The 14139-nt window shown below is 62.5% G+C and carries 14 protein-coding genes; 7 read left to right on the top strand and 7 right to left on the bottom strand.

The genetic code is table 11. The features are described from left to right. The first annotated feature begins 41 nt into the window (after positions 1-41). From BW992_RS20755 to BW992_RS20730, 6 genes are all read left to right on the top strand, one after another. A complete protein-coding gene (locus BW992_RS20755; protein WP_072392001.1) occupies positions 42-494 on the top strand; it encodes a DNA methylase in 453 nt (150 codons plus the stop codon). Positions 495-715: 221 nt separating this feature from the next. After that, positions 716-1384, top strand: coding sequence for a GntR family transcriptional regulator (locus BW992_RS20750; protein ID WP_072391714.1), 669 nt, complete (start codon positions 716-718; stop codon positions 1382-1384). A 76-nt stretch (positions 1385-1460) separates the two neighbouring features. Continuing rightward, on the top strand, positions 1461-2267 hold the full coding sequence (locus tag BW992_RS20745; protein ID WP_072391717.1) for an ABC transporter substrate-binding protein: 807 nt from the start codon (positions 1461-1463) through the stop codon (positions 2265-2267). Between the two features lie 11 nt (positions 2268-2278). Then, positions 2279-3055: an amino acid ABC transporter permease gene (locus BW992_RS20740; protein WP_072391721.1), complete on the top strand. Its 777-nt coding sequence runs from the start codon at positions 2279-2281 to the stop codon at positions 3053-3055. 2 nt (positions 3056-3057) lie between these two features. Next, positions 3058-3837 carry an amino acid ABC transporter ATP-binding protein gene (locus BW992_RS20735; protein ID WP_072391724.1) on the top strand — a complete coding sequence of 260 codons (780 nt, stop codon included), beginning with the start codon at positions 3058-3060 and terminating at the stop codon, positions 3835-3837. A gap of 78 nt (positions 3838-3915) precedes the next feature. Then, complete coding sequence (locus tag BW992_RS20730; RefSeq protein ID WP_076407031.1) at positions 3916-5526, top strand: gamma-glutamyltransferase family protein; 1611 nt, start codon at positions 3916-3918, stop codon at positions 5524-5526. A 150-nt stretch (positions 5527-5676) separates the two neighbouring features. Here the strand turns inward: BW992_RS20730 and BW992_RS20725 are convergent, their stop codons facing one another. Beyond that, positions 5677-6303 (bottom strand): hydrolase, encoded by a 627-nt coding sequence (locus tag BW992_RS20725; protein ID WP_072391730.1) that lies wholly within the window; start codon positions 6301-6303, stop codon positions 5677-5679. A gap of 228 nt (positions 6304-6531) precedes the next feature. Between BW992_RS20725 and BW992_RS20720 the strand changes: the two genes are divergently transcribed. Beyond that, positions 6532-7428: a LysR substrate-binding domain-containing protein gene (locus BW992_RS20720; RefSeq protein WP_076407030.1), complete on the top strand. Its 897-nt coding sequence runs from the start codon at positions 6532-6534 to the stop codon at positions 7426-7428. Between the two features lie 24 nt (positions 7429-7452). On the opposite strand, the gene BW992_RS20715 is transcribed toward BW992_RS20720, so the two are convergent. The 6 genes from BW992_RS20715 to BW992_RS20690 all read right to left on the bottom strand — a co-directional run bounded on the left by BW992_RS20715 (position 7453) and on the right by BW992_RS20690 (position 14108). Next, positions 7453-8187 (bottom strand): SDR family NAD(P)-dependent oxidoreductase, encoded by a 735-nt coding sequence (locus tag BW992_RS20715; RefSeq protein WP_072391736.1) that lies wholly within the window; start codon positions 8185-8187, stop codon positions 7453-7455. A gap of 72 nt (positions 8188-8259) precedes the next feature. Beyond that, the gene (locus tag BW992_RS20710; RefSeq protein ID WP_072391739.1) at positions 8260-9078 is read right to left on the bottom strand and encodes an ABC transporter permease; all 819 of its coding nucleotides are present in this window, start codon (positions 9076-9078) and stop codon (positions 8260-8262) included. Between the two features lie 13 nt (positions 9079-9091). Then, positions 9092-10270 (bottom strand): ABC transporter permease, encoded by a 1179-nt coding sequence (locus tag BW992_RS20705; RefSeq protein WP_231991078.1) that lies wholly within the window; start codon positions 10268-10270, stop codon positions 9092-9094. Positions 10271-10410: 140 nt separating this feature from the next. Beyond that, positions 10411-11460 carry an ABC transporter substrate-binding protein gene (locus BW992_RS20700; RefSeq protein ID WP_072391742.1) on the bottom strand — a complete coding sequence of 350 codons (1050 nt, stop codon included), beginning with the start codon at positions 11458-11460 and terminating at the stop codon, positions 10411-10413. Positions 11461-11610: 150 nt separating this feature from the next. Then, positions 11611-12717: an ABC transporter ATP-binding protein gene (locus BW992_RS20695; protein WP_072391745.1), complete on the bottom strand. Its 1107-nt coding sequence runs from the start codon at positions 12715-12717 to the stop codon at positions 11611-11613. Then, positions 12717-14108 (bottom strand): aminotransferase, encoded by a 1392-nt coding sequence (locus BW992_RS20690; RefSeq protein ID WP_076407029.1) that lies wholly within the window; start codon positions 14106-14108, stop codon positions 12717-12719. Before BW992_RS20690 ends, BW992_RS20695 begins: the two co-directional genes overlap by 1 nt. Between the last annotated feature and the right edge of the window lie 31 nt (positions 14109-14139).

The raw sequence follows: 14139 nt of genomic DNA, 5'->3' as shown, positions 1-14139 counted from the left end.
GGCGGCGTGAGTCGCTCATCAAGGACTGGAGGTGCATGAAGTTGAATCCCGTCAGTGCGGCGGATCTTGAGATCGACATGCTTCATCCGCCTGGCCCGGGCCTGTACCGTTGGCTGCTCGCAAGCTTTCTCCTGGGCAAACGCATACGCGCCTCGGTGGCCCTGCGGGCCTATCGGATCCTCGTCCACCAGCATGGTCTCGATACACCCGCCAAGCTCCGGCAATGCCCTCACCGTGAACTGGTCCGGTGGCTGGGCCAGGCAGGTTATGCCCGCTATGACGAATCCACTGCGCGACGCCTCCGGCTGCTGGGGGCTCGCCTGGATGATGAAATGCCGGCCCGGCTCGAAGCACTCGAAGAAGGGCGGGACGGACTCCAGGGGATCGGACTCTGGCTATTGACCTTCGAGGGTATCGGGCCCAAGACATTGGAGATCTTCATGCGTGAAGCCGCGCCCGTACTGGAGCCCCTCGTCACGAAACGCCCGGGTTGAGGTCGTTACCTGGCTACCCCCTGCACGGAAATGAGCAGGGGTTGTGCCATTTGGTAGCACTTCCCTGCGGCCGTCCTGCGGTTCCATCCCGCTCAAGAAGCCTCTTGGGTCGGCTCTGTCCTTAGGAATCAATCGCTTGTGCAATGCCCATCAAAAGTGGCATGCATTCTGCTTTTTTGAATACATGGATAATTGGATACAAAAATTCAAAGGGTGTCGCCATGCAGTTCGTTCCTACATTCGCTGAACGTCCGCCGATGACTGCCGAGGAAGAGGCCTACAGCTATCTGCTGGATGCCATCTGTGGCGGCAGGTTGCGCAAGGGTGATCGGTTGATCGCCGAAGACATCGCCGGCGAAATCGGGATGAGTCGGATGCCGGTGCGCGAGGCTTTCCGCCGCCTCGACGCACAAGGCCTGGTGACACTGCGGCCCAATCGCGGCGCCATCGTCAGTGGCCTGGACATCGAGGAACTGCAGGAGGTGTTCGAGATGCGCAGTGCCCTTGAAGGCCTGGCCATCCGAGTGGCGGTGGGGCGCATCGGTGACCGTCAGTTGGCTGCGCTGGAACGCCTGCTGGACGAGATGGACGATTACCGCGACGAAAGCGCCGAGTGGGTCAGCCGACACCGCGCTTTCCATGAATACCTGTGCAGCCTCAGTGGCCGTCCGCGGTTGCTGAAGCAGATCAGTGCCCTCTACGCCCTGGTCGAGGCGCCCATGCGCCTATGGCTGCAACACGTTGAGAAGCCCTTGAGCGCACGCCAGGAGCATGCGGTGATTCTCGAGGCCATTCGCTCTGGCGACGCCGATAAGGCCGAAGCGGTGTTGCGTGCCCATATCGAGGGCACCGTTGTGGAGCTCATCACGTTCCTGCAAGCGAAAAAATAACGAGAACAGGCCGCGAGCCTGTCCGTGTTCTGACTTTGAGTACTGCCCGTTACCCACTGAACTGGAGTGTCTGGTCATGCATACGCCTCGCCTGTTGTTTGCCGTACTGTCATTGGGATTGCTTGCACAGGGGGCGATGGCTGCGCCCGTGGTTCCGGAACGCCTGCAAAAGGTCGACAGGCTCGTCTATTGCTCGGGCATGGATTCGCCGCCACTGGTGTCCTTCGATGAAACGCAAAAGCCCAGGGGGCTGACCGTGGACCTGGGCCTGGAAGTGGCCAAGCGGCTGGGCGGCAAGCAGGTCGAATGGCGAGTCATTCCATTTTCCGGACTGCTTCCCGCCTTGCTGGCCAAGCAATGCGACATGATCGTCGACCAGCTGTTCGACAAGCCCGAGCGCCGCGAGGTGATCGACATCGTCAACTACATGTACTCCAGCCAGGCCGTCGTCGTGCCCAAGGGCAACCCGAAAGGCCTCAAGAGCCTGGCGGACCTGTCCGGTCACAAAGTCGCGGTGCTCAACGGCTCCACCATCAAGACCCTGCTCGACGCCGAGAACGAAACCCTGGCCAAGGCCGGCAAGCCGGCGATGAAGCTGGTGGTCTACAACACGGATACCGATGCCTTCCAGGCCCTGCGCATCAGCCAGGTGGATGCCTACGGCACCACTGTGGAAACCGCCGGCTATTACGCGGCGATGGCGCCCGATCTGTTCGAGGAAGGCGTGCCGGCCTTTAGCCGGATTCTCACCGGTCTGGGCATTCGCAAGGACGATCCGCAACTGACGGCGGCGGTGCAGCAGGTGATCAGCGACATGCGCAGCGACGGCAGCTACAGCCAGTTGCTGAGCAAATGGCATGTGGCCAGTGACACGCTCGATTGAGGTGAGCCTTGATGAATTTCAATTGGGATGTGTTCTGGCAGTACCTGCTGCAACCCAGCGGGGTCTATCTCACCGGTCTGTGGTTGACCTGCCTGATCAGCGTGCTGGCCATGTTGCTGGGCTGCGCGCTGGGGCTGGCCGCGGCGCTGTTGCGGCTGTCGAGCAATCCGTTGCTGCATCTGCCAGTGCGCTTTTATGTGTGGTTGATGCGCGGCACGCCGTTGCTGGTGCAGATCGTCTTTCTCTACACGGCATTGGCGGCCGGTGGGATTTTCCGTTTCGAAGACATCGATCTGTTCGGCCTGGTGATCCCGGGCAATATCCAGGCGGCAATCATCGCCCTGGGGCTCAACGAAGGCGCCTATATGGCCGAGATCATCCGTGCCGGTATCGGTGCGGTGGACAAGGGCCAGTACGAAGCCGGGCGGTCCCTGGGCATGACGTTCGCCAGGCTGATGCGCCGCATCGTGCTGCCCCAGGCGTTCCGGGTCATCGTGCCGCCGCTGGGCAACGAGTTCAACGTGATGCTCAAGAACACTACGCTGGTCAGTGTGATCGGCGTACAGGAATTGTTGCTCAGTACCCAGATGGTCACGTCGGCAACGTTCCGGGTATTCGAGCTGTACCTGGTGGTGGCGATCTATTTCCTGCTGCTGACCACCCTCTGGGGCTTTTTCCAGCGCTGGCTGGAAGCGCGCTTCGGCCAATCGGACCGGCCGTCCTCGCCACCACCGGCCGCCACTCGGATGTTCGGCCGTAGCACACTCAAACTGCTGAGGGAGCGTTGAGCATGGCGCACAAAAGCGAAGAGCTGATCATCGAGGCGCTGGATGTCCATAAGTCCTTCGGCGACCTGCAGATCCTCAAGGGCATTTGCTTGCAGGTTCGACGTGGGGAGGTAGTGGTGCTGATCGGCGCCTCCGGTTCCGGCAAGACCACCTTCATCCGTTGCATCAATCTGCTGGAAGACATCCAGGGTGGACGCATCCGGGTCAACGGCCGGGCCATGGGGTATCGCGAGCGGGCCGACGGTAGCCTGGTGCGGGATTCGGAACGCAACATCGCTCGCCAGCGTCGCGACATCGGCATGGTGTTCCAGCGTTTCAACCTGTTCCCCCACATGACCGCCCTGGAAAACATCATCGAGGCACCGACCCAGGTGCTCGGCGTGCCGCGTGCGGAGGCGCTGGAGCAGGCGCGCGGCCTGCTGGAGCGGGTGGGCCTGGCGGACAAGGCCAACCATTACCCCTCGATGCTCTCCGGCGGCCAGCAGCAACGGGTAGCGATTGCCCGGGCCCTGGCCATGAAGCCCCAGGCCATGCTGTTCGATGAACCCACCAGTGCCCTCGATCCGGAAACCGTTGGTGAGGTGCTGCAGGTGATGAAGGAGCTGGCCGAGGAGGGCATGACCATGGTGGTGGTCACCCACGAGATGGGGTTCGCGCGAGAAGTGGCCGACCGCGTGGTGGTCCTGGACCAGGGCGAACTCATCGAACAGGGGCCGCCGGAGCAGATCTTCAGCCATCCCGTCCATCCGCGTACCCGGGCTTTCCTGAGCCGGGTGCTATGACCTGTCGCTGCCTGATGTCCTGGGGCGCCATCGGCGTCGGACCCGGCCATTGAAACCTTGTGTCGAAGAGCCTCTGCCATGTTGAAATTTTCTGCTCACGAGTACCCTTATCCGTCCCAGCGCCAGAGCGTTTTCGCCCGCCGTGGCATGGTCGCCGCGTCCCAGCCCCTGGCGGCCCAGGCGGGTATCGAGATGATTCAAAAGGGCGGCAATGCCATCGATGCGGCCATCGCCACGGCAGCGGCGCTGACGGTGGTGGAGCCGACGGGCTGCGGCCTCGGCGGTGATGCCTTCGCCCTGGTCTGGTGCAACGGCCAGTTGCACGGTCTCAACGGCAACGGCCATGCCCCGGCGGCCTTGAGCATCGATGCGGTCAAATCGGCCGGCCATGACCGGATGCCGCTCTACGGCTGGACGCCCGTGACCGTCCCGGGTTGCCCATCGGCCTGGGCCGAGCTGTCGCAACGCTTCGGCAAGTTGCCCTTCGCCCACTTGCTGCAACCGGCGATCAGCCTGGCGCGGGATGGCTTCGCCTTGTCCCCGGTAGTCGCCCATCAATGGCAGATCGCGGTGGACGAATTCACGCCCCATCGCGACGGGGTCCTGCAGGCCTGGTTCGACACATTTCTGATCGAGGGGCGTGCGCCACGGGCGGGAGAGATATTCCGCAACCCGGCCCAGGCCCGCACCCTGGAGGAACTGGCCGCCACTCGATGCGAGAGCCTGTATCGCGGCGCGCTGGCCCAACGCCTGGATGCCCACTCTCGCGCCACCGGGGGCTATCTGCGCGCCTCGGACCTGAAGGATTACCGGGCCCGGTGGGTGGAGCCGATCCACATCAATTATCGCGGCGTCGATGTCTGGGAGATCCCGCCGAGCGGGCAGGGGCTGGTGGCGTTGATGGCCCTGAAGATCCTCGAAGGGTTCAGCTTCGATCATCGCGACAGCCAGCAGACCTGGCATCGCCAGTTGGAAGCCATGAAGCTGGCCTACAGCGACGGCCTGCACTACATCACCGACCCGGCGCACATGCGCGTGGCCGTAGCCGACCTGCTCAGCGACGACTACAGCAGCCGGCGGCGCAGCCAGATCGGCGAGCGGGCCCAGCCCCCGGCCCCGGGGGACCCTCATGCCAGTGGCACGGTCTACCTGGCCACCGCGGATGCGCAAGGCAACATGGTCTCGTTCATCCAGAGCAACTACCACGGCTTCGGTTCCGGGGTGGTGCTGCCTGACAGTGGCATCGCGCTGCAGAACCGGGGGCAGGAGTTCAGCCTCGATCCCACCCATGCCAACAGCCTGGTCCCCGGCAAGAAAACCTTCCACACCATCATTCCCGGGTTCCTCAGCCAGAATGGTCAGGCCCTCGGTCCCTTCGGGGTGATGGGCGGCTACATGCAGCCCCAGGGGCATGTGCAGATGGTCATGAACCTGGTGGACTTCGGCCTCAATCCGCAGGCAGCCCTGGATGCGCCGCGCTGGCAATGGCTAGGGGACATGAAGGTCGGCATCGAACACGGCGCCTCCCGCGACCTGGCCAATGCCCTGGCCCGGCGCGGCCATCAGGTGCAGCTCGCCAGCGACCTGACCGACTACGGGCGCGGCCAGATCATCCTGCGCGATCCGGTCAGCGGCGTACTGTGTGGCGGCACGGAGCCCAGGGCGGACTCCCACATCGCGGTCCTGTAGATTGCCTCTGGCCCCTAGGCCCTGTACGAAGAGTCTTGAGACGAAGGTCAGGCAAGGCAAAAACAGCCGAGGAAGCAACAAGGATGGCGCCCGCATTCGCGAGCCCATCTTGTTCACGTTTCAACAGCCTGGAGCGTCTCGCGTCGTTTCCTAGCGCGCTTTTTCAGCGTTGAAGCCATCCGCGTTCTCGAATACCCCCATGAAGCCCGGTAGGGTTGATTCACGTGCCCAGTCGCGCTGGAGCTCGCAGTACATCTGCACCCGGCTGATGAGTTTCGCACCTGCCTGTTCGATGCGGCGCAGGGCCGCCTCATGGGCGGCGGGCGATGTACCGCCGACCGCATCCACCGGTACATAGACCTCGTAACCCTCCTGGAGGGCGTCCAGCACCGGGAACGTGAGGCAGGCTTCGGTCCAGAGCGCGGTCATGATGAGCTTGCGCCGACCCATCGCCTTGACCGCCTGCTTGAACTCGGTGTCTTCCCAGCTGTTGATCGAGGTGCGGTCGTAGGTCGGCAAATGGCCAAGCACGTCCTGCAGTTCCTGGATCGGTGGCTTGTTGCGGCCGGTCGCGACGTTGACGGTCGAATGGACGATGGGAAGGTGGTAGTTGACGGCCGCCTTGGCGACGCTCGTGATGTTGAAGACCAGTTCGTCACGGGGCATCGAGCGGATCGAGGACACCTGGATCGGCTGGTAGTCGATGATGATCAACATCGAGTTTTCAGGCGACAAGAGCTGGTCGGTATGGGGGTTGCGGATAATCTCGCTTGTCATTTTGCGGATCCTTTTCTCAGTTGTACTACACGCAGGTAGGAGGAGCGGGACACGGCCAGGTGGATAACCACCGCCGTGACGACGCCTCTACTGATGTTGTGAGTGGTTTGGTTCTCCCGGAAACGCGCCAGCGGCGACATCGCCAGGAAGCAGGATTGTGCTGTTCCCTCGACCGCTGCAGTAGTAGCATCCCGAGGCTTGCTGTGTTGCAGAACGAGGAACGCTGATTTGGATATCGAAGAGCTGCAGACCTTCGTGGAAGTCGCCGATGCCGCAGGGGTGTCCGCTGCGGCGGTGCGGCTGGGGGTGTCCAAGTCGATCGTCAGCCGCAGGCTTGCCAGGCTTGAGGCGGAACTGGGTATCCAGTTGCTTGCGCGCACTACCCGCGGGGCAGCGCTGACGGAAGCCGGGGCGACATTCCGGGACTACGCCGCCAGGGTCTGCGCCGAAATAGAGATCGCCAAGGAAACCATCCTGCCCGCCGGCGCCCTGCGTGGCCGACTGCGGGTGGCCGCGCCGCTGTCCTTTGGCCCGACCCACTTTGCCCCGATGCTTGCTGAACTGGCGCGGCGTCATCCCCAGCTCCATATCCAGACCTGCTACAGCGACCGCTTCGTCGACCTCATTGCCGAGGGTTTCGATTGTGCGATTCGGGTTGGCTACCTTCCGGATTCGAACCTGATCGCAAGGTGCATCGGGCCGATCTACACGAAGCTGGTGGCCAGCCCGGCCTACATCCAGGCCCATGGCGCACCCGAGTCGCCGGACGAGCTCATCCACCATGAGGCCCTCATGCAAAGCACCGAGACCTGGCAATTCATGGATGGCGACCAGATCGTCACGGTGCGTCCCCACGGGCGCTTCAAGGCCGACAATGGCACCGCGCTGGTGGCGGCCGCCGTCGCAGGGCTCGGGGTTGCGTACCTGCCGGATTGCCTCACCCACGAAGACAGGGTTTCGGGGGCGCTGGTACCGATCATGACGCGGTATCCGCCGCCAACGGCGGGTGCCTATGTCGTGCGCCCGCCAGGCCAGCATCCCGCGCGCAAGATACGCATACTCACCGAGCTCTTGATCGAATCGTTCGGGCAGTCGCCGCACTTTGCCGGACCTGCCCGTGTCTGATCGACCTGACGGGCGTGCCGATCGCTAGGACCTTGGCGTGAGCAGGCCGGCGGTTTCACCGCCATCGACTGTCAGGGTGGTGCCGTTCACATAGCTGGATTCTGGCGAAAGCAACCAGCAGATGGCCTGGGCAACTTCTGCAGCGCTGGCCAGGCGGCCTTCGGGAATCCTGGCTGTCAGCGCGGCGAGCCGTTTTTCGTCGTTGACGATGGCATCCATCATTCGCGTGGCGATTTGCCCCGGGCAGACGGCGTTGAAGCGCACCTGGCCGCCGTATTCCAGCGCCAGGGCCTGGGTCAGGCCGAGGAGGGCGGCCTTGCTGGCGCAGTAGGTGGCAAGCCCCTGCTCGCCGGTCTTGCCCGCGATGGACGAAACGTTCACCACGGCGCCGCGACCTGCGATCAGGCCTGGCAGCGCGTGCTTGGTGTAGAAGAAGACCGAGCGAGTATTGACGGCGAACAGCAGGTCCCATTCCTGCTGCGTGGTGTCGGTAAAGGTCTTGCGTCCTGACATGCCGGCATTGTTCACCAGGCCCGCCAGCTTGCCGTCGCCCAATTGCAGCGCCGTCGCCACGACGTGACGGCAATCGTCTTCGTTCAGTACGTCGCCCGGCACAAAGGTGCAGTCGGGCAAGCGCTCGGCCAATTGGCTACCTGCAGATGGATCGCGCCCGGTGAACACCACCGGATGGCCGAGGCTGGCGAGTTTTTCCACGGTTGCGGCGCCGATGCCCTGGGTGCCGCCTGTCACGATATACATGGGTGTCGCTCCTGAAGGTCTTGCCGCCTCTTGACCGGACGGCGTCGGTGAGGGAATGGGGGCAGTCGCGGGTCACGCTGCCGGTTGGTTCAGGGACCTGTTCGAACGCAGGGAAAGCCAGGTCGTGGCCAGCAGGCCCAACAGGCCCACCACCAGCAGGAACGATGACATGGCGACAATCGACGGATCGATGGTGTCACGAATACCGTCGAACATCTGCCGCGGCAGCGTGCGCTGGCCGGGGCCGCCGATGAACAGTACGACGACAATCTCGTCGAACGACGTCATGAAGGCAAACAGCGCCCCCGATATCACCCCAGGCGCGATGATGGGCAAGGCGACATCGATGAACGCCCGTACCGGTGAGGCCCCGGCCATTGCCGCGGCCCTCAGCAGGCTCATGTCCAGGCCTTGCAGGCTGGCGGCAACGTTGATGAGGACGAAGGGGGTCGCCAGCACGGTATGAGCCAGGATCATTCCGGTCAGGGTGCCTGTGAGCCCCAGTTGGCCGAACAGAAAATACATGCCCAGCCCCGAAATCACCGGTGGAATGATCATGGGCGAAATCAGCAAGGCCAACACATGGGTGGCGCCGGGCAGGTTGCGTCGGGCGAAGGCCAGGGCCGCCAGGGTGCCCAGCAATGTCGCCAGCGCCGTCGAGGCGCAGCCCACCAGCAGGCTGTTGCGCAGCGACTGCAGCCAGGGGCCGGCGCTGAACACTTTCTCGTACCAGCGCAATGACAATCCCGGCAGCGGATAGGACAGGAAGGTGCCGCTGCTGAAGGAAATGGGCACCACCGCCAGCAAGGGCGCGATCATGAAGACGATCATGAGGAGCCCGAACAGGCGCAAAAGGTTGCGGCTGATGAAACACAGGGTGAAATGATTCATAGGATTTTCCCGATTACTTGAGTCCGGCGATCTGGCGGATGCCCACCAGTCGGGCAGCGACCAGGTAGATCGCCATGACACAGAGGATCAGCACCAGGCCCAGTGCCGAAGCCATGCCCCAGTTCACCGTGGTGTTGGTGTAGAACGCGATGAAGTAGCCAAGCATCTGCTCTCGTGCGCTGCCCACCAGGGTTGGGGTGACGTAGTAGCCTGCCGCGACAATGAACGTCAGCAGCGTGCCGGAACCGATGCCGGTCAGGGTCATGGGCAAGTAGACGTGCAGGAAACCGCGAACCGGGTGCGCGCCGAGGGACCCCGAGGCGCGCATGTAATGGGCCTCGATGCCTTTCATCACGCTGCACAACGGCAGGACGGTGAACGGCAGCAGGATGTGCACCATGACGATGTAGACCCCCAGGGCATCGAAGATCATGGGCAACGGATGGTCGATCAGGCCGAGCTTGAGCAGCAGGGTATTGACGATGCCCTTCTCTTGAAGCACCACGATCCAGGCCGTGGTGCGGGCCAGCAATGAGGTCCAGAAGGGCAGCATCACCGCCAGGATCAGCAGCATCTGGAACGGCCGCGACGCCTTGACCAGCAGGACGGCGAAGGGAAAGCCCAGCAGCAGGCACAGCACCGAGACAACGAAGGCGATCTTCAGGGTCTTGAAAGTGAGGTCCAGGTAGACCCGTTTCTCCGCGGGCACGCGCTGGATGCCGTCAGCCGTACGCTCCAGGTCTAGGGCGCTGAGCAGGTAATAGGATGTATACGCCGGTGATGCACGCTCGAACGCATTCCAAAGCTCGGGGGTTGCCCAGCGCGGATCAATGGCCACCAGGCGCGCCCGGGGTGTCTCACCGTTGACGGGTTGCTGGTTGGCTGGCCACTGGTAGCGGCGGGCAGTGGCCGTGATGAGGAAACGGTAGCCGCTGTTTTCATAGTTCATGCGCCGCGCGGCTTCACCCATGACGCCCATGTTCTCGGCGTGGATGAAGTCCTGCTCGATCGCTTCGAACACCGCGTCGCCAGGCAGGCTCGAGGCGTCACGGCGTATTTCCTGTTCCAATGCCTGGACGGTGCGGGGGAATGCCTGTACCAGCTCCGGATTGCTGACGGCACGATAGAGCATCATGCCGATGGGCAGAACGAAGAATACGGCGGTGTAGGCCAGCAGCGGCAAAAGCAGCAAGACAGAAACGAGCCGTTTGTGCCGGCTGGATCTCTGGTGGGCGCTGGCGAGTGAATCCAATGCAGGGGCGAACATATCGATGACCTCGGAATGGGATGTCAGCGGCTTCGATAACGAAGCCGCCATTCAAAGGGATGGATCTACTTCGCCGCCCAGTTGGTGAAGCGAGCCATGAGGTCTTCCTCGTAGTTGACCCAGAACGGTGTATCGAGCAGCAAGGCGTTTTCCAGGTTCGCCGGCGCGGTGGGCAGGTTGTTCAGGGTTTGCTTGTCCAGTGCCGCCTGGGCCTTGCCGTTGACGATGCCGTAAGGGATGGCCTGGACGAAGGCACCCTGGGCTTTCGGGCTGAGCATGTAGTCGAGCAGGGCATAGCTTTCCTTGAGGTTCGGCGTGCCTTTGATGATGGTCCAGTAATCCATGCTGTAGAGCTGCTGGTTCCAGATCAGCGGAAAATGCGCGCCCTGCTGGTTGGCGATGGCGATGCGTCCGTTGTAGGCCGCCGTGACGGCGATGCTGCCCGAAGACAACCATTCCAGGGGCTGGGCGCCGGTTTCCCACCATTGGATATGCGGCTTGATTTCATCGAGCTTGGCGAAGGCTCGGTCCTGTCCGGCCTTGGTCGCCAGCACCGTGTAGACATCGGCAGGCTTTACACCATCGGCCATGAGGGCGATTTCCAGGGTCATGCGAGCCTGCTTGCGCAGGCCACGCTTGCCAGGCCATTTCTTGACGTTCCAGAAGTCGGCCCAGGTCTGCGGACCCTCGCTGGGGAATTTCCTGTGGTCGTAGGTCATGACTTCCGACCAGACAATGGCGCCTACGCCGCAAGGCGCGAACTTGTCGGGGGCGATGTCCGCGGCACTGCTCAACCTGCTGCGGTCGAGGGGCTCCAGCAGGCCTTGCTCGCAGGCCAGCGCCATCTCGTTCTCATCCATCTGGACCACGTCCCAGGTCGGGTTGCCGGCCTGGACCATGGCCTTTTGCTTGGCGATGCCGCCGTCGTAGGTGTCCTGCACGACTGGCTTGCCGCTTTGCGCGGCGTATGGCTTGAAGTAAGCCTTGTCGAAGGCTTCCTGGGTGGCGCCACCGAAACCGACGACGGTGAGGTCCCTCGCCAGGAGCGCCTGGCTGGAGAACAAGGTGACGGCGCAGATGGTAGTCAGTGCGGTGCGGCGCAATATCGAGGACATGGGTGTCCCTCCTGCTGTTTGAGGATGTAAGGGAAATACAAGGTTCACAAACGGGCAGTAACGAACTAGACGGTGTCGGAAAGGGTGTGCATGGTTGCCTCTCGGATCATTATTGTTGTCGAGACTTATGGTTCAGGGTGCGACGGTGGATCAGTTCAGTTCGAATAGATGGGCGTCGTCGGTACTCCAGTCGAAGCCGGTCACCTGACCGGGCCGCAGTTGCTTGAAGAGCGCGTTATTGGCCACTTTCACCACCAGGGGTTGTTCGTTGCCCAGGCGCAGGTGCACCCGCAAGTGGTCGCCGAGGTAGACGGTGTCGGTCACCGTGGCCTGCCAGGGCATGGTCTCGCTAGGGCCCAGGCGAATGTTCTCCGGGCGGATGACCAGTTCCACCCGCTCCGGTCGAGGGTTTTTCAGCGCCTTGGCGGACCCGGTGAGCTGCAGGCCGTTTTCCAGGATCACTTCGCAACTCTGTTCGTCGCGCCGTCGGGCGGTACCGACCAGCACGTTGTTCTCGCCAATGAAGTTGGCGACGTAGGCGTTTTCCGGATGTTCGTACAGCGCCGCCGGCGAGCCGATCTGGGCGATATCGCCCTGGTGGAAGACCGCGATCCGGTCCGACATCGTCAGGGCTTCGCTCTGGTCGTGAGTCACGTAGACCACGGTGACGCCGAGGGACTTGTGCAGTTGCTTGATCTCGTACTGCATGTGTTCGCGAAGATTCTTGTCCAGGGCTCCCAGAGGCTCGTCCATCAGAATGATCTCGGGCTCGAAGACCATCGCCCTGGCAAGGGCCACGCGTTGCTGCTGCCCACCGGAAAGCTCGGTGATGCGCCGCTGTTGCATGCCATGCAATTGCACCATGTCGATGGCGCGCTTGACCTTGGCTTGTAGATCGGCGCGCTTGAGGCCACGCATCTTCAACGGGTAGGCGAGGTTTTCCTCGACGCTCATGTGGGGAAACAAGGCGTAGTTCTGGAACACCATGCCCATGCCACGCTGATGCGCCGGCTTTTTCTGGATCGGCGTGCCGCCCATGCGGATTTCGCCCCGGGTTGGCGTCTCGAAACCGGCCAGCATCATCAGCGTGGTGGTCTTGCCGGAGCCCGAGGCGCCCAACAGGGTCAGGAATTCGCCACGACTGATGCCCAGGTTCAGATCCTTGATGACCAGGGTCTTGCCGTCATAGCTTTTCTGGACCCCATTGAACTCGATCAGGGGCTGGGTGCTTTGGGAGATAGAGACCTTGGCGTTCATCACAGTGACAACCCGTTGGCCAAGGCGACGGTATCGAGCGCGCGCTTCAGGCGGGCTACCAGCTCGACGATCTCTTCGGCGGTGATGATGAAAGGCGGGGCCAGGGCAATGGAGTCCCCCATGTTGCGCACGATCAGGCCGTTCGCCCGACAGGCCCGTTCGACCTGAACACCGATGGTGCGGTCGACGGGGAAGGAGGCGCGGGTTCGTTTGTCCGCAACCAGTTCCAGTCCGGCCACCAGGCCCACCCCCCGAATCTCCCCGATCAGCGAATGGTCGAGCAGCGGTTCGAGTTGCTGGTGCAGGAAGCTCCCCAGTTCTCGCGTGAGTTGCGGCAAACGCATTTCTTCGTAGATGGTCAGGGTTTCAAGGGCAACGGCGGCCGCCACCGGGTGCCCGGAATAAGTAAAGCCGTGGCCAAAGCCGCCCAGTTGCTGGCTTTGTTCTTCGATGGCCGTGTAGATATCTCCGGCGACCACCACGCAGGAAATCGGTTGATAACCCGATGACAAGCTCTTGGCACAGGCCATCATGTCAGGCGCAAAACCCAGGGTCTGATGGCCGAACCATTGGCCGGTGCGGCCGAAGCCGCAGATGATCTCGTCGGCAAGGAACAGGATGTCGTGCTTCTTCAGGATCGCCTGCACACCGGCGAAGTAACCTGGCGGCGGCACGATCACGCCACCGGCTCCCATCACCGGTTCGGAGATGAAGGCAGCGATGGAGTCCGCGCCCACGGCCTCGATGCGTTGCTCGAGGTCCCGTAGCAGGCGCTCGGTGAACTGCGCTTCATTTTCTCCTTCGGCACCGTAGCGATAGAAATGCGGACATTGCACATGCAGGACGCTGTCTTGCAGGGGCAGGCCGAACGCCGCGTGCATGTTGGGCAGCCCCGACAGGCTGGCGCCCATTACCGTCGAACCATGGAAACCTTTCTGGTGGGCGATGATCCTGCGCTTGTCGCCATGGCCACGAGCACGATGATAGGCCCAGGCGAGCTTGATCATCGAGTCGTTGGCTTCCGAGCCCGAACAGGCGAAAAACACCTTTGGCCTATCGAACGGCACCAGGCAGGCAATGCGTTCGGCCAACTGCGCGACCACGCTCGGCACACGATGGTTGAAGGTGTGGTAGTAGGGCAAGACCGACATCTGGCGCTGTGCGGCCTGCACCAGCCTCGCATTGGAAAAGCCAAGCCCCGCACACCAGAGGCCCGACATCCCCTCGATGTAGTCGCGACCATGTTCATCCGTCACATGAATCCCCGATCCACGTTCGATGACCAGCGGGCCATGTTGTTGATGCGCCCGCAGATTGGTCTGCGAATGCAGATGAAAACGCACGTCTGTGCGGGCCAGTTCGGTTAAGGGAAGGGGCGTTTCCTGCATCATGAAAAACCTCGTTGAGGGCTGCTGATCACTT

Origin of the sequence: Pseudomonas sp. 7SR1, from assembly GCF_900156465.1 — a bacterium.
Taxonomy (GTDB): domain Bacteria; phylum Pseudomonadota; class Gammaproteobacteria; order Pseudomonadales; family Pseudomonadaceae; genus Aquipseudomonas.
Note: the sequence above shows the minus strand (reverse complement) of the source record. Positions and strands in the feature narration are given on the sequence as shown.